Source organism: Halalkalibaculum sp. DA3122 (assembly GCF_043951865.1).
GTDB lineage: Bacteria > Bacteroidota > Rhodothermia > Balneolales > Balneolaceae > JAMQKA01.
In genome coordinates this window covers 209,016-232,298 of record NZ_JBINJF010000002.1, presented here as the reverse complement: position 1 = coordinate 232,298, position 23,283 = coordinate 209,016, and the positions used below count along the sequence as shown (strand labels likewise).

Annotated in this window: 19 protein-coding genes; 12 read left to right on the top strand and 7 right to left on the bottom strand. The window is 51.6% G+C overall.

What is annotated here, in order from left to right:
• Window positions 1-33: 33 nt before the first annotated feature.
• The 5 genes from ACG2F4_RS02775 to ACG2F4_RS02755 all read right to left on the bottom strand — a co-directional run bounded on the left by ACG2F4_RS02775 (window position 34) and on the right by ACG2F4_RS02755 (window position 3,849).
• Window positions 34-702 (bottom strand): cytochrome c biogenesis CcdA family protein, encoded by a 669-nt coding sequence (locus ACG2F4_RS02775; RefSeq protein WP_395258116.1) that lies wholly within the window; start codon window positions 700-702, stop codon window positions 34-36.
• Between the two features lie 5 nt (window positions 703-707).
• The gene (locus ACG2F4_RS02770) at window positions 708-1,247 is read right to left on the bottom strand and encodes a peroxiredoxin family protein (protein ID WP_395258113.1); all 540 of its coding nucleotides are present in this window, start codon (window positions 1,245-1,247) and stop codon (window positions 708-710) included.
• Window positions 1,248-1,586: 339 nt separating this feature from the next.
• On the bottom strand, window positions 1,587-2,117 hold the full coding sequence (locus ACG2F4_RS02765) for an OsmC family protein (protein WP_395258110.1): 531 nt from the start codon (window positions 2,115-2,117) through the stop codon (window positions 1,587-1,589).
• 606 nt (window positions 2,118-2,723) lie between these two features.
• Window positions 2,724-3,554 (bottom strand): tetratricopeptide repeat protein, encoded by an 831-nt coding sequence (locus ACG2F4_RS02760; protein ID WP_395258107.1) that lies wholly within the window; start codon window positions 3,552-3,554, stop codon window positions 2,724-2,726.
• Between the two features lie 88 nt (window positions 3,555-3,642).
• Window positions 3,643-3,849, bottom strand: a complete 207-nt coding sequence (locus ACG2F4_RS02755; protein ID WP_395258104.1) for a hypothetical protein — start codon at window positions 3,847-3,849, stop codon at window positions 3,643-3,645.
• Between the two features lie 162 nt (window positions 3,850-4,011).
• On the opposite strand from ACG2F4_RS02755, the gene rplU reads away from it, so the two are divergent.
• From rplU to ACG2F4_RS02735, 4 genes are all read left to right on the top strand, one after another.
• Complete coding sequence (gene rplU / locus ACG2F4_RS02750) at window positions 4,012-4,539, top strand: 50S ribosomal protein L21 (protein ID WP_395258101.1); 528 nt, start codon at window positions 4,012-4,014, stop codon at window positions 4,537-4,539.
• 20 nt (window positions 4,540-4,559) lie between these two features.
• The gene (gene rpmA, locus ACG2F4_RS02745; RefSeq protein WP_395258098.1) at window positions 4,560-4,817 is read left to right on the top strand and encodes a 50S ribosomal protein L27; all 258 of its coding nucleotides are present in this window, start codon (window positions 4,560-4,562) and stop codon (window positions 4,815-4,817) included.
• Between the two features lie 68 nt (window positions 4,818-4,885).
• Window positions 4,886-5,551, top strand: a complete 666-nt coding sequence (locus tag ACG2F4_RS02740; RefSeq protein WP_395258096.1) for a fumarylacetoacetate hydrolase family protein — start codon at window positions 4,886-4,888, stop codon at window positions 5,549-5,551.
• Between the two features lie 9 nt (window positions 5,552-5,560).
• Window positions 5,561-7,522 (top strand): M23 family metallopeptidase, encoded by a 1,962-nt coding sequence (locus ACG2F4_RS02735; protein ID WP_395258093.1) that lies wholly within the window; start codon window positions 5,561-5,563, stop codon window positions 7,520-7,522.
• Window positions 7,523-7,593: 71 nt separating this feature from the next.
• On the opposite strand, the gene ACG2F4_RS02730 is transcribed toward ACG2F4_RS02735, so the two are convergent.
• Both ACG2F4_RS02730 and ACG2F4_RS02725 read right to left on the bottom strand, forming a co-directional pair.
• The gene (locus tag ACG2F4_RS02730) at window positions 7,594-7,971 is read right to left on the bottom strand and encodes a RidA family protein (protein ID WP_395258090.1); all 378 of its coding nucleotides are present in this window, start codon (window positions 7,969-7,971) and stop codon (window positions 7,594-7,596) included.
• On the bottom strand, window positions 7,946-8,770 hold the full coding sequence (locus ACG2F4_RS02725; protein ID WP_395258088.1) for an alpha/beta fold hydrolase: 825 nt from the start codon (window positions 8,768-8,770) through the stop codon (window positions 7,946-7,948). The genes ACG2F4_RS02730 and ACG2F4_RS02725 overlap by 26 nt, the downstream gene beginning before the upstream one ends.
• A 321-nt stretch (window positions 8,771-9,091) precedes the next feature.
• Between ACG2F4_RS02725 and ACG2F4_RS02720 the strand changes: the two genes are divergently transcribed.
• The 8 genes from ACG2F4_RS02720 (at window position 9,092) to ACG2F4_RS02685 (ending at window position 23,256) form a co-directional block, all read left to right on the top strand.
• Window positions 9,092-10,381, top strand: a complete 1,290-nt coding sequence (locus ACG2F4_RS02720; protein WP_395258085.1) for a tetratricopeptide repeat protein — start codon at window positions 9,092-9,094, stop codon at window positions 10,379-10,381.
• A 27-nt stretch (window positions 10,382-10,408) separates the two neighbouring features.
• Window positions 10,409-11,656, top strand: coding sequence for a tetratricopeptide repeat protein (locus ACG2F4_RS02715; protein WP_395258083.1), 1,248 nt, complete (start codon window positions 10,409-10,411; stop codon window positions 11,654-11,656).
• A 7-nt stretch (window positions 11,657-11,663) separates the two neighbouring features.
• Window positions 11,664-12,800 carry a cystathionine gamma-synthase gene (locus ACG2F4_RS02710; RefSeq protein ID WP_395258080.1) on the top strand — a complete coding sequence of 379 codons (1,137 nt, stop codon included), beginning with the start codon at window positions 11,664-11,666 and terminating at the stop codon, window positions 12,798-12,800.
• Window positions 12,801-12,855: 55 nt separating this feature from the next.
• Window positions 12,856-14,037 carry an acetyl-CoA C-acyltransferase gene (locus tag ACG2F4_RS02705; RefSeq protein WP_395258077.1) on the top strand — a complete coding sequence of 394 codons (1,182 nt, stop codon included), beginning with the start codon at window positions 12,856-12,858 and terminating at the stop codon, window positions 14,035-14,037.
• 534 nt (window positions 14,038-14,571) lie between these two features.
• Complete coding sequence (gene porV, locus ACG2F4_RS02700; protein ID WP_395258074.1) at window positions 14,572-15,675, top strand: type IX secretion system outer membrane channel protein PorV; 1,104 nt, start codon at window positions 14,572-14,574, stop codon at window positions 15,673-15,675.
• 20 nt (window positions 15,676-15,695) lie between these two features.
• Entirely contained in the window at window positions 15,696-18,887 is a 3,192-nt protein-coding gene (locus tag ACG2F4_RS02695; protein ID WP_395258070.1) for a T9SS type A sorting domain-containing protein, read from the top strand.
• Window positions 18,887-22,291: a hypothetical protein gene (locus tag ACG2F4_RS02690; RefSeq protein WP_395258068.1), complete on the top strand. Its 3,405-nt coding sequence runs from the start codon at window positions 18,887-18,889 to the stop codon at window positions 22,289-22,291. Before ACG2F4_RS02695 ends, ACG2F4_RS02690 begins: the two co-directional genes overlap by 1 nt.
• Window positions 22,288-23,256, top strand: coding sequence for a hypothetical protein (locus ACG2F4_RS02685; RefSeq protein WP_395258065.1), 969 nt, complete (start codon window positions 22,288-22,290; stop codon window positions 23,254-23,256). Before ACG2F4_RS02690 ends, ACG2F4_RS02685 begins: the two co-directional genes overlap by 4 nt.
• Window positions 23,257-23,283: the final 27 nt, after the last annotated feature.

The window sequence follows — 23,283 nt, the reverse complement described above, 5'->3', positions numbered from 1 at the left end:
CGCAGGCTTTGGGGATATTCATTCCCAAAATATTTAAAAAAGCGCCATCTGGTAATATATCACATACGCGCCCGCAAGAATAAGTAATCCGCCGGTAATGCGTTCCATGTGAGGCAGGATTTTTCTCAGGGAGCTCATGAGCAGATCTTTGGCAACCGTGGAGAGCAATATCGTGGCGATCATCATGCCGCTGATTCCCACAAAATACGCCCCGATATAGGATGCGCCCTGCCAGGCCGTCGGGGCTGCCATAGCCTGGGTGGCTACGACCAGGAACAGCGGGAACAGGCACCCGAGCGCCCCGATGGCGTAGGCCACTCCGAAGACAAAGGCCTCGACGAATTCTGTTTTATGCGTCGGGTTGTTAAGGTTCAGGGAAAACGAAATGTTTTTTCCCGCCACCATCAGAATACCCAGCAGAATCAGCACTGCTCCCATACCGATGGTGATCCACTTCATGTACTCTTTCAACACCTGGGCGGCAATAATAATCATCGCCCCGGCGACAGCATAGACCACCAAAATGCCCAGGATGCTGAGCAGCGCCAGTTTAAGCCCCCGGCCCATGCGCGTAACCACGGCCGGATCCCCTTCGGAGTTACGGGAAATAAACGCCACGATATAACCGGGCAGCAAAGCCACGGCACAGGGCGCCAAAAACGCCAATACACCCTGAATAAACGAGAAATAGACAAAGTCCATATCGGTCAGTTCACCAACTCGTCAAAAAGGGCGCGGTACTCTTCCTCACTGAGGGCGGTTTTATTTTTCTGGAAAACGATATCTCCTTCACGATTCACTCCAACCGTGGTGGCCTGGCTCTCCACACCAAAATCGACCATCACATCCGGATATCCCCGGGTAATCGGGAAGGTAAATCCCTTTTCCTCGGAAAGCTCTCTCATCACCTGTTCATCATCAGTCGGATCGATGCCAATCGCGACGAAATTCAGTTTGTCTTTATAATCGGGATATACCACCGAAAGGACCGGCCAGTTTTTTGCGCAGATCGGGCACCATGAAGCGGTAAAATAGACAACCAGCGGCTTGTTTTCTGCCAGCGATTGCTGCAGGCTCACTGTTTCGCCCGCAATGGTAGTCACTTCAAAATCGGGAGCTTCCCCCAACTCGGTTTCACTACCTGTGGATGACTGCTGTTCAGTTGACTCTGACTGTTCAGAAGTACAAGCCGTTACAAGTAGCAAGAGTATTACCAAAAAAGTGGTGCTATTTATTGATTTATACATATACATGAGTACTTAGTGTAATTGAATTATTGATATTGACAGGAGCCCCGTATTGAACTCGTATCTTTCTGACAATCCATTCCGGAATTTCTGTTTCCATTCTTATTGATTGGATCACAACTGGCTTTCTTACGAAATTCGTCTCCAAACTGCCGGCGTGTCGATGACCAAATACAGCCCGTTATCAACACTTTATCAGTGGATTGTCCCAACCTTGTTCTTCCTCTACCGCAATGTGAGAAATGCTTCAACAGGTTGCCGAAAATTGTTCATACCATCGCTAACGAAAGAGTACCTGCCAGGCTCACAGCACCCGGCAGGTACAAAATGCAGTCCAACTTACCCGGTCACTGCTTTTGTGTGATTGATCGTACCGGAGATCGGGGCCCCGTTTGCGATATTGTCGAACATGGGGGAGTTTTTCTCGGCAGCCTCCTTAATTTTCTGCAGCGTTTCCTCATCCGCATCGGTCTCCACATCTACCTCGTAATTAATTTCGGGGAAACCGGGGCGTACGTCGTCGTCAATATCCAGGTATCCCCGCAGGTCGAAGGGAGCCGATACCTTTATCCTGAGATTTTTATAGTCGATATTATGAAAATTGGCGTTGGTCACCCACCCGATCGTAAGACAGGAACCCAGAGAGGCCAGCAGAAGCTCCATCGGATCAATCCCGGTATCTCCACCACCCAGCGGCTGGGGTTCGTCGGTGGTTATCTCAAAACTGCGGGCCTTGTTGACAGCTACAGCCCCATCTTTCCAGATCGTTTCCGTCTCAAAAGCACCCTTGCCTTGCGAAGGGTCCTCTTTTACCGCTTCTTTTGTTTTCGTATACGTTTCGATATCAAGTGTTTGGCATGTACCAGACATAGTGTATTGCTTTTTTGGGTTCGTATTAAAAATAAAAAAGCCTCACCACAAATCGTTGTGATGAGGCTTGATGTTGTAATCAGAACGGTTTTAGCACATTCTGCACATACCCCCATCACACGTTGTTATACAACAGCAACAACAATCAGCGACAGAAAGTATGTGCTTAGAAAAAATCATATCTGCTTTTAGCGTGATCCACCCGTCTAAAGGACAAACACACCGTTCCAAGCGATGGTTCCCGGCAAACGGGTGTAGTTGCCATCCAGTTAACACTGCCAGTTTTTATTGACGACCCCAAGCGACAGGTTCTTACTTTTTCTTAAAGGGACCTTTACAGAACCTGCTATTTTGCTGGGAGGTGGCTTACCACCGACTGTATCGACCTTTTAAACGGAGTAGAACTCCCTCGGAACGAGGAATTGAGGGTTTTGCCCTCTAAAAGACCAAAAAAACATTCGTGGGGAACAAACTCTGTATGACATACCTACACAGCAAACCCGGTTATTTTAAAGGTGCCCTTCTATTAATCCATCCCGGTGGATAAGTAACATATTAAAATGTTAGGGATGGATAGTTAACTAGATGAGGTCGGCCTAATATATTCTAATACAGCGACATTGAAAAAGCGCGTCGATATTCAGCGGATAGCGGGTTCTGCTCACCAAGCATCGTAAAACAGGCGATACATGCTTTTCTCGGCCCGTCATCATCAACAGTTCGATCTACCTGCAATACCCGGATAAATGTGGACAGGGCGGTGTCAAAATCTTTTTCCATCATTGCCGCTGCAGCGTCCCGGTAGAGCTGCAGGGCTTCTTCACTTCCCGAGACTTCCGCTGCTCCCTGCACAATCTCCTTGAGGTGAGACACCGTTTCCAGGACCTGGAACTCGATCTCATATTCATATCTCGCTGCCTCGTCGATCTCCTCCATCCATTCCCGGGCTTCCTCCAGCCGATCCGGCAGCAACAGCATGGCATACCGTACCTTTAATTCCGCGCTGGACCTCTCGGTTACCTCGGCATCAGCAAATGAGCGAGCCCGGTCCCGCTCTCCCTCTCTCAATAGCTGCTCTATTTTTTCCAGGACTTCCTCCGAATGGGCGGCATCGCCGTCGGGAAGGTTTTCCTCCAGCCAGTTCCGGATAAGATGCTCCGGCTGCGCCCCTGTAAATTCGGCAATCACCTCTTCCTGGTATATCATCTTTACCGCCGGAATGCCCCGTACCCCGAATTTGATGGCAAGATCGGGATTTTTTTCGGTATCTATTTTTACCAGCTTCCATCGGCCCTCTGCTTCGCCCGCCAATTTTTCGATCGTGGGACCCAGCTGGCGGCAGGGAGCGCACCACTCCGCCCAAAAATCGATAACTACCGGGGTTGAGCGTGACGCTTCAAGCACATCCTTCTCAAAATCTTTTAAATCGTACTCCATCTTCACTGTCTTGGAAAATTCGGAATTGGCAAACTAATATTGTCGGTCTATTGATTTGTTATCCAGATTCAACAATCTGACACACAGGTTAAAAAGAGGGTTTGTGATCTTTGGACCCCTCGACTCGTTCCTGTTTTTTCTTTTTGTTAATAGTTTGCAGGCGTCCATTATGATCTCGGCGGGATTCGTGCAGCTGGGAATCCTTGATCCAGGCACGGCCTCCGTCATGCTGAAATCGCTTGGTGTTTTTAAACATAAAGGCCTGCTTGTGAAGATCGGGTAGTTCTTTGCTCATCACTGATCTGTTTAATTGGAAAAAGTTCTGTTCGTCTCGGTACAAAAATACTATTTTAGGAATAATCATTCAGCATAATTTTCACTTTGTATTAGGATTGCAAAAGCTTATATTTGGAATCTGTTCAAAAGAAGAAATTATTAATCTAACATCACATTTTCGATGTACGCAGTAGTAGAAATTGGTGGACATCAATATAAAGTATCCGAAGGCGATGTCCTGTTTGTTGACAAGCAAGCCGATGAGTCCGGCGGTACGCTGACGTTTGACCGCGTGCTGTTGATTAACGACGGCAATGGAAAAGTAGACGTCGGCCAACCGGTTGTGGAGGGGGCTTCTATTGAGGCTACCTTGCTCGACAATGTCAAGTCTGACAAGGTAATCGTCTTCAAAAAGAAACGCCGCAAGGGCTATCGCGTCAAGCGTGGTCACCGGCAGCCGATGTCCCAGATCGAAATCAACAAAATCGATACTTCCGGCAGTGGGAGTACAGGCGCTTCGGCCGGAAAATCAGCCGATGAAAAGGAAGAGCCGAAACAGGAGTCTGCACAGGTTTCCACCGATATGACGGCCAAAGAAGCGATCAGTCATATCAGGAACACCCCGCTGGAGGAGCTCGAAGGATTTGTTCCCGAAACAGAAGACCGGGTAACGGTATTGGATGCCTGGGAAAGCAAGCAAGAAGGATAATCAACGAAATTTAGTTCATTATGGCACATAAGAAAGGTCAAGGATCTACCAAGAACGGTCGCGATTCGATTTCCAAACGCTTGGGCGTTAAAAAGTACGGCGGGGAACACGTCCGTGCAGGCAATATTATTGTGCGGCAGCGCGGAACCAAGTTCCACCCCGGCGAAAATGTAGGTCGCGGCAAGGATGACACGCTTTTTGCCAAAGCTGACGGGCAGGTCATGTTTCATGTCCGCGGCGGTGGTCGTAAATATGTAAGCATTGAAACGGCTCAGTAAAACACAATTTTAAAATCTGAAGCCTTAATTCCAGCTGGAATTAAGGCTTTTTTTATGCAGACGGATCTATGAATCGCCCAAAAATACCGGGACTCTCTCCGGCCCTTGAGATTAACACCATTTTCTGTATCGGCCGGAATTATGTGGAACATATCAGGGAGCTCAACAACGAGCAGCCCGACGAACCGCTCGTTTTTTTGAAACCGATCACCAGCCTGCTGTTTAACGGTGGAACGATTCAGCTTCCCAGGAAGAGTGCCGATGTACATCACGAAGTGGAGCTCGTCGTGGCGATCAGTAAAAAAGGAAAAAACATCGCTCCCGGGCGGGCGCTCGAATACGTGGCCGGGTATGGAGTGGGAATTGACATTACGGCCCGCGATCTTCAGCACCAGGCCAAAAAGTCAGGCCATCCCTGGTCTGTTGCCAAAGGTTTTGACACTTTTGCCCCGATCAGTTCGTTTGCTGACGCCAATGCCGGGAAAAATCCGCAAGACCTGGATCTCACGCTGGAAGTAAACGGCACGGTTCGGCAGAGGGGCAACACCAGCCTGATGATTTTTCCGATCAAGCAGCTGATCTCGTATCTTTCGGAGGTGTTTACGCTGCATCCAGGCGACCTGATATTTACCGGAACCCCGGCAGGCGTTTCCCCGCTAAAAAAAGGGGACCAGGTTAAAGCTACACTTGGAGATGAACTTTGCACGTTATCTGTAAACGTCGACAACCAGTAATTACGGGCAATGAGAACTACATCCCTGTTATGGATCCTGCTTATATTTCCTTCCGCTGTTTCGGCCCAGTTTACGCCGGACACGACAGACTATCTCTGGCCCACCAATGCCAGTCCCTACCTCAGCGGAACGTTCGGTGAGACGCGCTCCCGTCACTTTCACGCCGCGCTGGACATCAAAACCTGGGGGCGGCGCGGATATGACGTATATGCTACCCGTGACGGGCAACTCCACCGTATTGCCATCGGTCCCGGTGGGTATGGCAAGGCGATCTACCTGAAACATGATGACGGCTCCTACTCGGTATATGCCCACCTGCTCTCATTTGAAAAAAACATTCAGCAATTAGCCGATTCTCTCCGGTTTCGCGACTACTCCAATAAAATTGACATTGTAGTGGATTCCCTGGAGATCCAGATAAACCGGGGAGACCGTATCGCCTATTCAGGGGCCACCGGCATAGGTCCCCCTCACCTGCATTTTGAGCTGCGCACCCCTTCCGAAAAGCCCTTTAACCCGTTGTTAACGAATTTATCCATACCCGACAACATACCACCCCGGTTTTCAGGACTCGCGATCGAGCCCCTTTCCCCCACATCGCGCATCGAGGGGCGCAACCAGATATACACCAGACGCCCCACCCGCGATTCTACTTTCTATGACTTCGGCACGGTTGTTACCAGCGGCCGCGTCGGGCTGGCAGTCGATATTTATGACCGGGCAAACAGGGTCCACAACGCGTACGCCGTTTACGACCTGAAGCTGATGCGGGATGAAGAGCTCCTGTTCCACTCGCGGGTTGACAGCTTCTCCTATGATGACACCGGCCAAATGTTCCTCGACCGCATCTATCCCCTGCTGCAGCGTACCGGCAAGGCGTACCAGCGGTTATATGTTGCTGATGGAAACACCCTTCCATTTTATCGGGCGGGCTCTCAAAAAAGAGGGATAAACCTGCCGGAGGGACTCCACGAGCTGCGCATTATAGCCGAGGATTATAACGGCAACCAGTCGGTTGCCCATGTAAAAATAGATGTACAGCCCCGCACCATGGCTGAACACGAATACCAGACAAACGAGCCTGGTGGCCCACACGGTGGAAATGGTACGCCGAGATACCCGAAAACGCTTACCGCTGCACAGGATAGCTGGCAATGGCACAAGAACTGGATTAATATCAACAGTGCGGCTGACCGAAGCCAGCCCTATACCCTGATTTCGATAGATCGAAACGGCAGATCGGTGTACCCGAGGAAAGCAACTCCGGATTCTTTTATCGCGATCGATGAATCTGACCTGCTGACGATTCACCAGCCCGGATATGGCCGGCAAGGCAGAACATTGCACCTGTACCGGATGTTCCCGGGCCAACAGGGGCGAGCCTTCGGAGACGGCATTCGTGCGTACGCTACGTTCCTCCCAAACACCGTGTATGATACACTTTCAGTAAGCCTGACCGGTCACATCCATTCGGCCGACTCTGTGGAAATTAATATTCAACCCGATACGCAACCCCTCAAAGGCAGCTTTGAGTTAACCTATATTCTAGACGAGGCGCAGCAGCAGGACACTACCCTTGCACTTTATGAATATGACAAGCGAAAAGGGCGGTTAAACTATGTTGCAACCCGGCGCGGGGGTCCGGTCCTGAAAGCGAAAGGGGACAAGCTGGGCACCTATTACCTGCTACCCGATACCGCCGCTCCCGAAATTCACAGTCCCCGTATCCTCAGGCGGGCAGACGGGACCTGGATGGGGATGGTTCGGGCAGAGGATACGCGTTCCGGTATTGACTATCGCACGACTGAATTTTACATCAATGGTGTACGGGGCATTGCCGAGTTTGAACCTGAAGACGAGCGGATTTTATACTACCACCCGGATTTTAAACCGGCATCGAGCTATATCATGCGGGTGGTCGCAACCGACAGGGTCGGCAACCGTGTAGTGAAAGAGTTTGTGCTCGACTAACCCAAGGCCCATACAGCCAAATATATGCCACTAACCTGCATTTTTCACCAAGAAATTGGTTCATACACAGGTTAAAGGTAAGCGATACAGCTAATCTCGACCTTTGCATTTTTAGGTAGTGTATCTATGGCAACCGTCTCGCGAGCCGGCGGATCCTCCGGAAAATACTCTCCGTAAATTTCGTTTACCACCCCAAAATCATCCATTTGGTCCAGGTAGATAGAGCATTTGATCACTTTGCTGAAATCAGATCCCGCCGCCTTCAGCACCGATTCCAGATTTTTCATCACCTGCCGGGTTTGGGATTGCACGTCCGTGCCTGCAAACTCCATGGTACCAGGGTCCAATCCTATCTGCCCGGAACAGTGTATGAGTCCGTTGTATACGACCGCCTGGCTGTACGGACCGATCGCTTCTGGCGCTTTAGTGGTGTGAATAATCTTCTTCATGTTGTTCCTCGTTGTTTCTTGAACATTGATTCGTTTCTAAAAAATTGATCAGACGGGCGGCAAACTTGTCGGGATGTTCCATCATCGGGGCGTGCCCGCACCGGTCTATCCATGCGAGGGTGGCGTTCGGGAGTTTCTCGCAGAAAAGCTCCGCTACTTCGGGAGGCGTGATCACATCATTTTTTCCCCAGATCAGCAATACCGGCTGCTGTACCTGGTTTAGCTTATCCTCAAGATTGTGCTCATGCGTTGACCGGGCGACTCTCAACAACCGTCCCAGTTTGGAGGGAGATTGCAATATCTCCAGGATCTCGTCAATAATCGTATCATCGACTAGGTCTTCATAAAAAGTAAGTGAAGCGCGCTCTTTCACATATTCGCGGTCATATCGTTTGGGGCGGCTCGAGCCCAGGTCATTTTCAAAAAGCCCAGAGCTGCCCGTCAGGACCAGCGCCTCGACCTCATCAGGATGAGTCAGCGCATACTGCAGGGCGATATGTCCCCCCATGGAATTGCCAAGTAAAATTGGTTGTTTAACAGCGTGTTCTTTCAACACCTGGCTCAACCAGTTCGCGAGCTCGGGAATCGTAAGTCTCGCTTTTTCGAGGGAATAAACCGGAATTTCAGGAACAAAAACAGATCTGTGCTGTACTCTGTTAAGCAGAGGATCGAAATTGCTGAGTCCTCCAAACATGCCGTGAAGCAGGACAAGCGTCCGGCCTTCCTTTTTGGAATCGGCAAGGTCAATATACCGGTATCCCTCGGCTTGCCGGACCTCAAATTTCGTTTTGCCAAACATAAATCCTGAATTTTATCCTGTGATGCCGTTATCTTGACAACTGTTGAATGAGGAACTTTGAAAACGTCATCTTCCCCGGTCCTGGTATTTTTCGTGAATTCGACATCCTCATTTACGTGATATAAACTCCGGTTTCGAATTCACTCAGGTTTGGGGCCAGGGCAAAATCCCTGGTTTTTCAAAGCACTCTTGAATATAATAAATTCTGTAAGGCCATATTGCAGAAAGCTCTTTATATAGTTACTTTAAAGCGGATTTTGGATATGTAATCGCAATTTTTACTTAACTCTCATTATGTTTAGGAAAACACTTTCGTTATCAGTGATCACAGTTCTTATCGGGATTCTTCTGGCCGGGTGTTCCAGCACCAACCCCTATGTTGATGATGCCATATCCCAGATGCAGGATGGGAATCTGGATGCAGCACTTGAGGCAGCACAGGAATCGATAAAAAACCAGCCGCAAGATCCGCTGGGCTATTACTACCAGGGCGTCATTTATGGTGACATCGCCCAGGAGGAAGAGGACCCTGCTGCCAGACAGGAAATTTACAAAAAGATGAATGAATCATTTGCCCAGGCCCAGGAGCTTGCGGAAAAAATGGAAGATCCACCGGGTGAACTTGAGAATCTCGGGGCCGTCAAAACCACGATATGGAGCAATGAACACAACCGCGCTATTGAGCTCGCCACCAGCGACAGCTTGCGCCAGACCATGGAAAACCCTGTTGAGCTGGCTGCCCAGCACCTGCAAAATGCCACTACGATCATGCCGGACAGTGTCCTCTCCTGGGATGTCCTGTCCGAGATCCAGGCGATGAACAACAACATCAGTGGTGCAATCGAAGCCAAGGAAAAGGTCCTGCAGCTAAAAAAGACACCCAGCGCAACCGACTACAACAGGCTGGCTGACTTCTACCGGTTTGAAGAAAACTTCGACCAGGCGATCAATATTTTGAACGAGGCACAGCAGGCATATCCCGACAGTGTTTTCTTGAGCGAAAAACTGGCGGATTCCTACATGAACAATGGTCAGTTTAATCAGGCTATTTCCACGGTGGAGAACTTAATCGAAAGGGACCCGGATAACCCGCAGTATCACCTTGCGCTGGGCACCCAGCTCTACCAAACTGTCCTCCAGCTAAACGATTCGCTCAGCACCAATTACGACAAAATATTTGAGCTGGAACAACAGCTTAAAGAAAACTCCGGCAACAGCAGCAGTATTAAAGAGCAGATATCGAGCCTGCAAAGTACGAACGAGTCTTTACAGAACAGGATCAACAACCTGACAGACCGGGCTATCGAGGAGCTCAATACCGTTCTCGAGTATCGACCGGATGACGCCTCTGCGTACAATACGCTCGGGGTAATCTACCAGAACAAAGCTTCGGCCCTGTTTGAGGAGCGCAATCAAACGACCGACAATCAAAAGGCTGCCGAACTCGATAAACAGGCCCGGGAAAACCTGCAGCAAGCCATGGAGTATTATGAAAATGCCACCGAGATAGATCCGGAAAATACCAGCTACTGGGAGTCGCTCTACCGGGTTTATGTTGCGCTCGGAATGGATGAAAAAGCCAAGGAAGCTGAGCAAAAAGCAGGCATGTAATTCAAACTTTTAAATAGTAATATTTTTTTGAAGCACACGTATTTTACCCGAATGGTGATCCCGGTTATCGGGATTGCATTCGGGTTCTTTATTGGAACCGGATGTTCGACACTGGCACCGCAGAACAGCACGGAGACCGAACGTACCGCAGCTGATCGGGATCTGCAAAAACGTCTTGCCCGTATCGATTCACAAATTGCTGACAACCCCGAAAATGCCGAGGCATATTTTCAAAAGGGAGAGGTGCTGAGCAGTCTTGCCCAGCGGCAAACTCCGCCGGAAAAACGGGCAGATTATTATCGGCAGATGCAACAGGCACTTGCAGAAGCCGGTATCCTGCATCAAAACGAAGGCAATCCGCAGGGAAAAGAAACGGTCGATGAGCTGTTGCAAGTGAGCTGGAGCTTTGAACACAACCAGGGGGTCGAAATTCTCCAGACGGACAGCACCCTCAGCAGCACCGATTTCAACACGGCAGCGGCCCACTTCAACAACGCCATTATCATTATCCCCGACAGTGCCATATCGTACAGGATGAAGGCGCGGGCCCTTTACCGGGATCATCAGACCGGCCAGGCGATTCAGACGCTGGAGGCCGCTCGCCGTCAAATTGATCGCCTGCCCGGATCCTACCTGGAGCAGCTGGCCTACCTGTACCTCGAAAACAGCCAACATCAACAGGCGGTGGAGCTTTATGAAGAGGCAGAAGCTTTTTCAGATGACAATCTGAACCTGCTGCACGGGCTCGCTAACGCTTATATTACATCAAACCGGCATCGGTCAGCAGCGCAGCTGCTTGCCCGGCTGGTGGAAAACGAGCCTGAAAACATCATCTACCTGGAGTCTTACGGGACCGAGTTATACAAGCTGGCAATGCAGCAGCTGGATTCGCTGCGATCCCGTGATATTCAGGATTCCCAGGCGATACAACAAGTAAAAGCCCGCTCCGACACGTTAATGCAGCGGGCCCAAAATCAGTTCAAGAAAACGCTTCAGCTCGACCCCGAAAATCCTGAATTTAAACAGCAGCTGGCCCACAGCTATAAAAACTATGCCGCAAAGCTTAGCCAGGTACAACCGCTGTTCCCCGAAGAGTACCAGGAAACAATTTCGGACCAGATCGAATCCAATTTAACGAATGCTGTTACCCTATATGAAGAGTTGGTTGAACAGCAACCGGATCAGGCCGGGTTCTGGGAGAGCCTGTACCAGGCCTATTCCTACCTCGGAATGGAAGACCAGGCAAACGAGGCAAAAGTCAAAGCAAACTTATAGCTCATTTATGAAATTCAATACCAAAGCAATCCACGCCGGACAAGAACCGGAAGAGACCTCCGGCGCGGTGATGCCCCCGATCTTTCAAACTTCAACGTATGCACAGCAGGCCCCGGGTGTTAACAAGGGACACGAATATGCACGGGTAACAAATCCCACACGAACGGCGCTTGAAAAACTTATTGCCGGCCTGGAAGATGCCGACCAGTGTGCCTGTTTTGCAAGTGGGTGTGCCGCTATGGATGCCGTTATCAAGATGTTTCGGCCGGGCGACCATGTCATCGCCTCCGACGACCTGTACGGTGGCACCTACCGCCTGTTTCGCGAGGTGTTTGAGCCCTACGATATCCATTTCAGTTTTGTGGATATGACCGATACTGATACGGTCCAGGAGGCGATCACTCCCGACACCAAACTGATATGGATTGAAACCCCTACCAACCCGATTTTGCGGGTTGTCGATATCGAAGCGGTAACCGAAATAGCCCGCGACAAAGATATCTGGACGGTGGTAGACAACACGTTTGCCTCTCCCTACCTGCAAAAACCGCTGAACCTGGGGGCCGATGCCGTCCTCCATTCCACCACAAAATACCTGGGGGGACACTCCGACGTGATCGGCGGAGCCGTGGCAAGTTCAAATGAAGAAATTATGGAAAAACTTCGGTTCCAGGTTAAAACCACCGGGGCCGTTCCGGGACCGATGGATTGCTACCTGACCCTGCGCGGCATTAAAACGCTGCATGTACGTGTGCAGCGGTCGGTGGAAAATGCCCGGCAGGTAGCCAAATTTTTAGATGCGCATCCGGAAGTCGACCAGGTCAACTATCCGGGTCTTCCCTCCCATCCCCAGCACCAAATCGCAAAAAAACAGATGAGCGATTTTGGAGCGATGGTTTCATTCTCGCTCAAAGATGATTCGGTGGAAACCGCACAAAACTTTATGGCACAAACCGATATTTTCCTCTTGGCAGAAAGCCTGGGAGGGGTGGAATCACTGATCAGCCATCCCGCCTCGATGACTCACGCCTCCATTCCCAAAGAAGTACGGGAAGCAGCCGGGTTGAAAGATTCACTGATCCGTCTGTCGGTGGGAATTGAAGATGGGGACGACCTCGTTAAGGATTTGGAACAGGCATTTTAACTGTTTGCTGCAAATCAGGGAGTGAATATTTGCAGCAACCCAAGACCCAAGACCCATGAAAAAGGTAGTAATTGCAGAAGCAAAACGAACGCCCATCGGGGCTTTTGGCGGAATGCTCTCTACCTATACTGCCCCCGAACTTGGGTCTTCCGTAATCCTGGAGATAATCAAGTCAACCGGAATTAAACCGGGGGATATTAACGAGGTTGTGCTTGGCAATGTCTTGTCAGCCGGCATCGGTCAGGCCCCGGCACGCCAGGCAGCGTTAAAAGCCGGACTCCCCGACCTTACCCCCAGTACCACAGTTAACAAGGTCTGTGCCTCCGGTATGAAAGCGATAATGATTGCAGCCAATCAAATCCAGCTGGGTGAAGCGGATATAGTGATAGCTGGCGGAATGGAGAGCATGAGTAACGTGCCGTATTACCTGCCGGATCACCGGTTTGGCTCAAAGCTGGGACACGGCAGTGTACAGGATGGCATCCTGGTGGATGGACTCTGGGACGTGTACAACGATTTCCACATGGGAAATGCGGCAGAAATATGCGCCCGCGAATGCAATATCAGCCGGGAGCAGCAGGACCAGTTTGCCGCTACCTCCTACAAGCGGGCGATACAGGCCCACGAGAACGGGTATTTTGAGCGGGAACTCATCCCGATGAAGGTGAAAGATCGAAAGGGTAACACCCAAAAAATGACGATGGATGAAGAACTCAAAAAGGTAAACTTTGATAAAATCCCGCACCTTCGGCCGGTCTTTGAAAAAGAGGGTACCATAACGGCTGCCAACGCCAGCAGCATCAATGACGGTGCCGCCGGCGTGTTATTGATGACTGCTGAAAAAGCGAAGTCCCTGGGGCTCACCCCGCTGGCCCGCATTCTGAGCCAGGCCAGTACGGCCAAAGCCCCTGAATGGTTTACCACAGCTCCCTCCGAGGCGATCCCAAAAGCACTCGAACGTGCCGGGCTCGATAAAAGCAGCATGGATCTTTTTGAGATCAATGAAGCATTTTCCGTGGTTTCCCTGGCAAACAACCAGATCCTGGAACTGGATCCCGAAAAAGTGAATATTCACGGGGGAGCGGTCAGCCTGGGGCATCCCATTGGGTGTTCGGGCGCACGAATTGTCGTCACCCTGATTCACGCGCTGAAACGAACAGGAGGACGGCTGGGATGTGCCGGTATCTGCAATGGAGGAGGCGGGGCCTCGGCTCTGGTACTTGAACGGATGGATTAAACTCCGGACCGGAATGAAAGCCTCCCGGGCCAAGCAGTTCCTCGGCATGCAGAAACAGGTCAGCAAGAACCTTGTCTTTGGGCCCTTTATTATCGCGCAACGGAACTTTAAACAGGAATATGAGGCAAATTCAACGATAAACAACATCGGGAGAGGCGGGGATACAACATACTGTCGCAAACGTAATAAATAATTTCATTGCGGGATAATCGTTGGAAACTTATTCAAATAGCATAATTTTCGCTGCCATTGTTTGCTATAAAGATCAGATTTTCCTGAATTTGGCATTCAAGGACTTAAAAAACGGGTAGGAGCGGAATCAAAGCCCGGGCAAATTCAGAATTTCTGTTTGTATCCCAAAATTGAGGATTTCGAGTGCGAAAGGATGCCGGACGAAGCAAGGCGACGGTTCCGTAATGCCCTCAAATTTCGTTTGAGAAACAGAGGAACTTATACGTGGAACAGCGCTATACTTCAACGCATCATCTTATTCATTATATTTACTGAAACAATACTGATTGAAATTTAGCTGATATGCTTAGAAAAGTACTCTACTCTCTGTCCCTCATATTATTCGTGCTGACGCTCTCCCCATTGAAAGCACAAGTGGGAATTACATCGGTCCCCTTCCTGCAAATTGAGCCCGACTCACGGGGAGCCGGCATGGGGAATACCGGGGTGGCCATTGCCGACAATGCTTCTGCGGTATTCTGGAACCCGGCCGGACTGGCCTATCAGAAGGGAAACCAGATCAGCATCACCCACGCCGAATGGCTGCCCGCGTTCAATGCCGACCTTTTTTATGATTACCTGGTCGGTAAATATTATGTTGAGGGAATCGGTACCATAGGGGGCCATATCACCTACCTGAATCTTGGAGAACAGATCCGAACCAACGAGCAGGGCCTTGAGCAAGGGCGGTTTAATAGTTACGAGTTCGCCGGGGGCGTCTCCTACGGTGGAAAAATAAATGAAAATGTTGCCATCGGCGGGGGAGTGCGTTTTATATACAGCAGCCTCGCTGAAGGCACCGTAGGACAGCAGACCATCAACCCCGGATCCAGCATCGCAGTGGACCTTTCTACCCTGTATCGCAGCAACTCGTTCGAATTTCTACGCCGCGATGCCCAATTCAGCGCTGGTTTTAACCTCTCGAACCTGGGGCCCGGCATACAGTATACCGACAATGCCCAAAAAGATCCCCTGCCCACAGTACTGAGAATGGGCTGGGCACTGGAATGGAACCTGGACCCGGAGGGAATCAATACGATTACCATCGCCAACGATATTTCAAAAATTATGGCCCGGGGCGACTCCACCGGGTCAGAGAGCCCCCTGAAAGCACTGTTCTCCTCATGGGATGAATTCACCCGCAACAACGGGACTGAAAATGTTACGCTGGGTGTAATGGACCAGTTTATGATCGGCACCGGCATTGAATACTGGTACAACGACCTGTTTGCCATCCGCGGGGGTTATTACTATGAGCATCCTGAAAATGGCGACCGGGTATTTTTTACCCTCGGGGCCGGACTTCGATACAGCCTGATTGGCGTTGACTTCAGCTATATCGCCGCACTTGAAGAGGAACACCCGCTGGCCAACACCACGCGATTTAGCTTGCTTATCAACTTTTAACGGGCTGAAATCTGACATTAATGTCGACGCCTGGATCCCATCATTTTTTTCCTGTCAAGAGCGTGCTGTTATCAGGCATGCTCCTGCTTTTGGGGATCTCGCCGGCCTACGGCCAGCAGAATATAGAACGAAGTCGTCCGCTATCCACTAATGAACATGTCGATCTCTCCACCCGTCAAACCGGCAGCGGAACCCTCAATATAGTGGCGGTTCGGGTAGCATTTCAGCCCGACTCAAACCGGCTGACTTCGGGAAATGGAACGTTTCAGCCCGGTTCCCTTCCCTACCTGGAAAACAATGAGGTCAGCATTGATCCCCTTCCCCACAATCGGTCCTATTTTGAGGCTCACCTGGAGTTTGCCAAAAATTATTTTGAGCGCGTATCCGGAGGTGCGCTTTCTGTCGATTACCGCGTACTGGATGACGTCTATCATCTCGAACAGAAAATGGAGTTCTACGCCCCCACCGGAGAACGGTTTACCAACGAAAAGCTGGCACTCCTGGCCCGTGATACCTGGCAGGCCGTGGAGACAGCCGGCGGTTTTAACACTACCGGCCTGAATCCGCAGAACACGGCATTTGTGATCTTCCACGCCGGGGTCGGGCGCGACATTCAACTAACGGGGACCTCCCTGGATATTACGCCTCAGGATATCCCGTCACTCTATCTGAGTACGGAATCGCTGGCTGGCCTGCTTGAGGATCCCGCTTTTGAGGGGTTTCCAGTCAACAACGGGACGTTCAACGTATCCAACTCCCTTATTTTGCCACGCACGCTCTCCCGCCGCGGAGTCGATGTGACGGAGACCGAGTTCGTGCTGCAACTCTCCACAAATGGTCTCATCTGCGCAACCCTGGGAAGCCACCTCGGGCTGCCGGACCTGTTCAATACCCGCACCGGCGCTTCCGGGATCGGGCGCTTCGGACTCATGGACGGGGCGGCCATCTTTTCCTACAACGGTCTATTCCCGCCAGAACCCTCGGCATGGGAGAAGACTTACCTGGGATGGATCAGCCCGTTCAATATAGACCTGGATTCCCCTTCGCCGATCTCCCTCACCGCCACCTCGCTACGCTCCCCTTCCCGTTCGGCGGCCCGGCACGCGCTCTCCAGCAGAGAATATTTCCTTGTCGAAAATCGCCATCGCGATCCCGCCCGGGACGGGGCTACCCTCACCATCCGGCAACCGGATGGATCAGAATTACAGACATCGTTTGACAACTACGACGAGGCGTTTGTCAACCAGGAATCCGGTTTTGAGGAGGAGTTGCCCCCCGGCGTGCTGGTTGATATTGACAATTTTGACTGGAGCCTGCCCGGCGGACTTGATCGGGGGGCAGACGGAGAGCCCGGTACCTCGGATGATCGATTGCTCAACGGCGGGGTGCTGATCTGGCACATCGATGAAGCGGTTATTGAGCAACAGATCGCGGAAAATGGAGTAAACGCCAACACCCGTCGACAGGGAGTTGACCTGGAGGAAGCGGATGGAGCCCAGGATATCGGGCGCCCGGTTGAAGGACAAAACACCAATTTTTCCAACGGCACAGCATTCGATTTTTGGTGGGCAGACAATGATGCATCCGTGATAACCGCTCTCGGGGATACCCTCAGCCTCTATGAAAATCGGTTCGGTCCCGATACCCGGCCCAATAACAACAGCAACTCCGGGGCAGCATCATTTTTTGAATTTTACAACTTTTCCTCCCCCGGTTCCGTCGCGACCTTTCACGCCCGACGCACCGGCAGAGAGACCGTGCAGCCCGTTTCCCTTCCTGAAGAAAACCTGCCCGAAGGGCAAACCTATACTTCAGGCAGCGATTACCACTGGAAAAGTTACCCTCTCTCAATTTCCGGGTACGCCTCCCGGGAAGACAGCTTCCTGGTGATTCCCAGCCGTTCCACCACCTATGCCCTTCAGCTTAATGAGCCTGCGGCCACGCTTTTTGACTTTCAAACAGGTCCCCCGCAACAAGCCTATGTGGGATCAACCCTGGTGCTGGCCGACAAGCCGGAACAAGACGACATCACCATAGCGGCATGGAGCTGGGACGGTAACCAGTGGCAAAACCGCTGGCGTAATACCGGAGTTCCCAATCAGGGATTTTTGAGCTCGGACAGCGACCATATTTTATACCTGGATTTCACCGATCACCGTTACAATATGTCCGATGGCACCCGGCTCACCGACCTGGAGGCTCCCCAGCAACGCGCTTCCAAACTGGGGGGGGGCTACTCATTTCTGTCACAAAACGAACTGCGGATTGAGGGGAGTTCGTTTCGCCTTTCCCTCCCTTCTGGCAGTGCACGGCTGTATACCGGGGCCTTGAAGCTCACTTCCGACCGCAGCCTGTTTTACCTGGCCGAGGATGACTTTTTCTATCTGATCGATCCAGAAGCCGAAAATCCACGCCAGCTGCTTTTTAAATCTCCAAACTACGGCTGGCCGGCCATGGCTGATTTTGACGACGACAACCGCCTCGATTTTCTTTTCGTAAACCACGAACAGAACCGGCTGGATGCCCTCAATGCCAACGGCGCGTTTCTCGGCGGGTTTCCTCTCACACCTCCACAGGGAGCCCAGTTTACCGGGACCCCGCTCATTACTGATCTTGACGGCGACCAGTCGCTTGAGGTTATCGCTGTGGTGCAGGATTCCGTTTCCATGAACCTTGCGGCCTACAATCAGCAGGGCGAAATGATTCCCGGATTTCCCCTGTATGTCGGTCCGGCTGTTCAAGCAGGCCACCAGCCGGTTCATCCGGTTATTTTTGGGACGCGGTTGTATGCTGTGAGCCACAGAGGTGATCTCAAGGCTTGGGCGCTTCCCCGGCTGCAAGATACCCGCTGGGGGAGCCGCTACGGCAATGAACCGTATAACAAGGTTACAGGGCGCATTTCAGGAAGCGCCCCGCCGGAAGCGACATCCTCCATACTGGTTCGGTCAGAGACCTACAACTGGCCCAACCCGGCCAGGGATGAGACCCACATTCGATACCAGACTTCTGGTCCCGGAGAGGTGAAAATAAAAATTATTACCGTGAGTGGCCGCATCATCTTTGATCAGCGTTTCGATGTGCGCGGGGGATCCCCGGAGGAGCAGCGTATTTCCACAGCCGGCTGGGGCAGCGGCATCTACCTTGCCCGGGTTACGGCCAATGTCAATGGAAAAAAAGCAAGCAAACTGGTCAAAATTGCGGTAGTACACTGATGTCGAATCGATCCAAACATATTGGACTCCTGCTTTTCTGTCTCGCAGCCTGCATCTTGCTGCCGCAACAGGGTGCGGCCCAGCTCTCACCCTCAAACTACGACTATCCTTTCCACCACCTCAAATGGTATACTTTGGAGAGTGAACATTTTCTGGTTCACTTCCAGGAGGGGAACAGCCGATCGGCACAGGTAACCTCCCGTATCGCCGAAGAGATTTATCCCCATATTACGGAATTATACGGGCTCGAACCGACCTCCAGGACCAGCATTGTGCTCAATGACCGGGAGGACTACTCCAACGGTGCGGCCTACTTTTTCGACAACCAGATTGAGATCTGGATTCCCGCCCTCAACTCCCCCCTGCGGGGCACCCACAACTGGCTTCGGGATGTGATAAGCCACGAATTTACTCATATCGTACAGCTGGAAAGCGCCATGAAACGGGGACGCAATCTACCCGCAATCTATTTCCAGTGGCTCTCCTACGAGGATGTCCGCCGCCCCGATGTACTGTACGGATATCCCAAAGGATTGATTACCTATCCCTTTTCTTCGATAAGTGTACCGGGTTGGTTCGCCGAGGGGGTCGCCCAGTACCAGCGCACGGGGTGGAGCTATGACACCTGGGACTCGCACCGTGACATGGTCCTGCGCACAGCCGTGCTCAATGACCGGTACCTCTCCTTTGACGAGATGGGAACCTTCAGCTCCAAGACCAGCCTGGAGCGCGAGCAAGTATACAACCAGGGATTTGCATTTACCCGTTATCTCGCCCAGCAGTTCGGGGAGACGATATTTCGCGATATCAGCCAGGCCCTGGGCCAACGGGGTATCACAACCATTGACGAAGCCATTCAGCAGGCCACCGGAACGAGCAGCGGCCGGCTTTTTAGCGAATGGGTCGCCCGGCAAACATCTTTTTACGAGAATGCTGTACGGTCGATCCAACCGGGACGTACCGACGTAGTCGAATCGCAGGGTTTTTTCAACTTCCATCCCCAATATTCTCCGGACGGCTCCCGGGTAGCTTACCTTTCTAACAAAAGGATTACCGAGTCGGCCGTCTCTCTATATGTCAAAAAGCGGAATCAGCAAGATGGCACCCTCACTATGCTGGATCTCGGTTCAGTGCCCGCCGGGAACCAAATCCAATACCAATGCGGGTTTAGTGAACAGCCGCTGATCAACCGCATCCGTTCGTCATTTTCGTTTTCACCGGATGGTAACCGGTTGATTTTCACGAGAGCCGGACTCAACCCGCACGGAGAACGGTATAACGACCTCTTTTTCTATGATTTTGAGACCGAAAAAACCGACCAACTGACGCAAAGTGAAAGGTTGTACGATCCTGCCTGGAGTCCCGGCGGACATCATATAGCAGCTGTCCAGCTGCAGCAGGGAACGGCCAACCTGGTGCTGGTAAATCCCGCTGATGGCTCTATAGAAAAGCTGACTGATTTCAACGACGGGGAGCAAATTTATACTCCAGCATGGCACCCGAACGAGCAATCGATCTATTTTGCCTACGGCGAAAACCACGGCCGTTCCATACGGAGCATAAACCTGCCAGACGGGCAGACCGAGACAGTGCTCAAGAAATCACTGCTTGACTACCGTGATCCCCTTGTGGGAAAAAACGGGCGGTACCTTTACTACAGTGCCGATCCTGATGGAATTTTCAACATCTACCGGATTCCGCTGCAGGGGACCCCAAATCCCCAAAAACTTACCAGCGTTACGGGCGGTGCATTTATGCCTGACGTGGATAGCACTGGAACACTTATGTACGCAGAATATCGGTCGGAGGGATACAAAATCGTCTCCAAAAAACTGCCGGAAACCCAGGACACAGCCGCTCGGGGCCGCTATCAACCCGATTATGGCACACTAATATCGGCCGTTGCTTCCGGAGATTCCGCCAGGTCGTTTGGCGAATACTCAAATATCCTCCAATATGACGATCGGGATCTCGACCCTCTACCGGAATCCACCATTGCGCGGGCTGATACGGGCACCGTTACGTTCAACGTGGCTACCGCCAACACCAGTGACCGGCGGCAACTGTATCGTTATGAGCAGGAGTTCACCAATTTTAATTTTTATCCCGTCATTCGATTCGACAATTACTCCAAGTTCCATGGCAGCAACCATTCGCTGCTCAAGGCGGGCCGGGTCGGGGAACTTGGAGAAAACCTGCTGCGGGATCTGAAAGTGGGGACCTATTTTGACTCCCGCGAAGTTACCGATCGGCTCAACATCTTCGGTGGGGCGCTCTTCGGGCTGGGCTCCCGCGATGCGGATGGTGTAGGCGATTTCTTCAGCCTCTCGCGTCTCAGCGACCTGGATCGCGACCTGTCTCTCATTACGGAATACCGGGGGCTTCCGTTTATCAAGAAACGATGGTCACCCACGCTTGCGGTAGAGCTGTACAACATGCGCCGAAATGTTGACGGTGGACTTTCCGTCGAGGAGTTTCCCTGCACCTCCTGCCTGCCCGATACCACAGCCGTGGATATCGCATACAACATATGGGAGATCGACCTGTTTCTGCGAAGTAAAATAAACGCCTATTCCATGGTTGAGCTCGGGCTCGGCTACACCCCGTACCGCGTACAGACCGACGCCTTTTTCTCACGCGAGCTGCAGCAGCTGGTTCCCTCCAGCTCCACCGAATATTACCGCAGTACCATGCTGACCGCAGCCTATGTCTATGAGGATTTTCTGCCCTATCCACACAGTGACAGCGCTCCCCTCGGCCTGCGCGCCAGCCTGCGGTACAATTACCGGCCCAGCGAACTGCTCGAAAATTTTGAGATTGAGGAAGGTACCCTGTCCCCTGTTTACCGCTCCTCTCGCAACCATTCGATGGAACTGAGTGCGCGCTACGGGTTCAGGATGGGAGAACGCTCCACGGGACAGGTCTTCTCCCGGCTTTTCAGCTACTTCAACAATCCTGCCGACTCCTTTTATCTCGACTACATCGGCGGGTTTACCGGCATGCGCAGTTATCCCTATTTCGCTCTTTCCGGGAATAAGACGGCCTTTTCTCAGCTTTCTTATATTTTCCCGCTGTTTACCGATATCAACGAACAGGTTGGGCGTCATACTTTTGACAAGCTCTTCCTCCGACTGTTCGGGGAGGTCGGCAACGGCTGGAACGGGCCGGAGGGCACAGGTCAACAGCTTAAAACCGGGCTTGGAGCGGAACTCCGATTTTCACTGAACAGCTATTACCTGTACCCGCTCAAATTTTTTATCAGCGGAGCTTACGGATTTAACCAGTTTGATGTTACCTTACCTGATGAATTTATCACCGGATCGGCTTCCAACAAGGTTACCTACGGAAGAGAGCCTCTTATTCATTTCGGGTTAACATTTGATTTCGAAATTCTGAACAAATGACTAGAATATTCAGCTATAGCCTGGTTTTCTTGCTGGCATCCGGAACTCTGGCGGCCCAGCCGTTGAGGAAGAACCTCTCTTCGGATCCGGTAAAGACGGGAAACAGGTTCTCCGTTGAGACCCCGCTAACGATGCGGGATTTCCGCTATCAGGGAGGCCGCTCCTCTTCACCATCCGGACTCGTTCAGGCCATGCGAACCAAACCGGGCGTCGCCCTCCTCAGCTCAGGACTGATCCCCGGGCTTGGACAGGCTGCCAACAGCAAATGGATGCGGGCCGGCGCTTATTTCCTGGCGGATGCGATCCTGCTGGCCGTCCACCTGCGCAGCCGGCAGCGGGCAGAAGAGCTCCAGCAACAGTATGAACAGTTTGCTGACAGGAATTGGAGTGTCGTCACCTATGCCCAATGGCTGGTCGACTACCATAAATCGAACGGGATATACAGCCAGAATGAGCATATCGATGAACTGGAGCAGCAGGTGAACGGGCGGCAGGCCGCCTATAATCCCGACATAGACTGGGAAACAGTAGATTTGCAAACCCTGCGGGAGGTGGAACGCCATACCCCGTTCATTACACCCGACGGAACGGCGGGAAACAACTTCTCCCATTTTATGCCGGAGTACGGGTCCCAGCAATACTACGAACTGATCAGCAAATACTACCAATACGGTCCCGGCTGGAATGATTTTGGGATAGATCGCCACGGAGAGCCCCTGGACAGCCAATATCAACTTTCATGGAACGGGGAGGATATGCCACCCCATTTTTTTGAAGGTGCCAGCCTTGCCGATCAATTTAACGACAAATACCGCGTGGCCGGGAACATGCTGGCCTACATGCTCTTAAATCATGTAGTTTCCGCATTTGATGCGTTTATTACGGTCAAAATCAACAACAACCGGCTGGAAACGGAATCAAGCCTTTTCGGGGCTCGTCAATTTATCCTGAAATATCACTTTTAAGATAACCGTTATGAACCGTATCTTCGA

Excerpts from the sequence above, each read along its gene's own strand:
- ACG2F4_RS02755 (WP_395258104.1), bottom strand. The coding sequence starts at position 3,849 with ATGAGCAAAGAACTACCCGATCTTCACAAGCAGGCCTTTATGTTTAAA.
- ACG2F4_RS02730 (WP_395258090.1), bottom strand. The coding sequence starts at position 7,971 with ATGAAGAAGATTATTCACACCACTAAAGCGCCAGAAGCGATCGGTCCG.
- rpmA (WP_395258098.1), top strand. The coding sequence starts at position 4,560 with ATGGCACATAAGAAAGGTCAAGGATCTACCAAGAACGGTCGCGATTCG.
- ACG2F4_RS02735 (WP_395258093.1), top strand. The coding sequence starts at position 5,561 with ATGAGAACTACATCCCTGTTATGGATCCTGCTTATATTTCCTTCCGCT.
- ACG2F4_RS02710 (WP_395258080.1), top strand. The coding sequence starts at position 11,664 with ATGAAATTCAATACCAAAGCAATCCACGCCGGACAAGAACCGGAAGAG.
- ACG2F4_RS02725 (WP_395258088.1), bottom strand. The coding sequence starts at position 8,770 with ATGTTTGGCAAAACGAAATTTGAGGTCCGGCAAGCCGAGGGATACCGG.
- ACG2F4_RS02740 (WP_395258096.1), top strand. The coding sequence starts at position 4,886 with ATGAATCGCCCAAAAATACCGGGACTCTCTCCGGCCCTTGAGATTAAC.
- ACG2F4_RS02760 (WP_395258107.1), bottom strand. The coding sequence starts at position 3,554 with ATGGAGTACGATTTAAAAGATTTTGAGAAGGATGTGCTTGAAGCGTCA.
- ACG2F4_RS02765 (WP_395258110.1), bottom strand. The coding sequence starts at position 2,117 with ATGTCTGGTACATGCCAAACACTTGATATCGAAACGTATACGAAAACA.
- rplU (WP_395258101.1), top strand. The coding sequence starts at position 4,012 with ATGTACGCAGTAGTAGAAATTGGTGGACATCAATATAAAGTATCCGAA.
- ACG2F4_RS02770 (WP_395258113.1), bottom strand. The coding sequence starts at position 1,247 with ATGTATAAATCAATAAATAGCACCACTTTTTTGGTAATACTCTTGCTA.
- ACG2F4_RS02705 (WP_395258077.1), top strand. The coding sequence starts at position 12,856 with ATGAAAAAGGTAGTAATTGCAGAAGCAAAACGAACGCCCATCGGGGCT.
- porV (WP_395258074.1), top strand. The coding sequence starts at position 14,572 with ATGCTTAGAAAAGTACTCTACTCTCTGTCCCTCATATTATTCGTGCTG.
- ACG2F4_RS02695 (WP_395258070.1), top strand. The coding sequence starts at position 15,696 with ATGTCGACGCCTGGATCCCATCATTTTTTTCCTGTCAAGAGCGTGCTG.
- ACG2F4_RS02775 (WP_395258116.1), bottom strand. The coding sequence starts at position 702 with ATGGACTTTGTCTATTTCTCGTTTATTCAGGGTGTATTGGCGTTTTTG.
- ACG2F4_RS02685 (WP_395258065.1), top strand. The coding sequence starts at position 22,288 with ATGACTAGAATATTCAGCTATAGCCTGGTTTTCTTGCTGGCATCCGGA.
- ACG2F4_RS02690 (WP_395258068.1), top strand. The coding sequence starts at position 18,887 with ATGTCGAATCGATCCAAACATATTGGACTCCTGCTTTTCTGTCTCGCA.